This window comes from Lentzea albidocapillata, from assembly GCF_000719115.1.
Classification (GTDB): Bacteria; Actinomycetota; Actinomycetes; order Mycobacteriales; family Pseudonocardiaceae; genus Lentzea; species Lentzea albidocapillata.
The window spans coordinates 1-211 of sequence record NZ_JOEA01000121.1 but is presented as its reverse complement, the minus strand read 5'-3'; the positions used below and the strand labels follow the sequence as shown (position 1 = coordinate 211).

Sequence of the window (211 nt, the reverse complement as noted above, 5' to 3'; positions counted from 1 at the left end):
GACCACCGCGATCATGGTGTTGATGGTGGTCGTGGCGCCTCGGCTCACCGCGCGGTTCGGCGTCAAGCCGATGGTGGTGACCGGGCTCGTCGTGCTCGCCGCCGGTCTGGGGTGGCTGGCCCTGGTGCGCCCGGACGGCAACTACTGGGTGGACGTGCTGCCCGCGTCGCTGCTGGCCGCGACCGGCATGGCGCTGGCGTTCATCCCCTCG

At 72.0% G+C, this 211-nt stretch carries 1 pseudogene; it reads left to right on the top strand.

The window, feature by feature from the left end:
- Positions 1-211 (top strand): annotated as a pseudogene (locus IG04_RS43605) (MFS transporter); the annotation flags it as partial.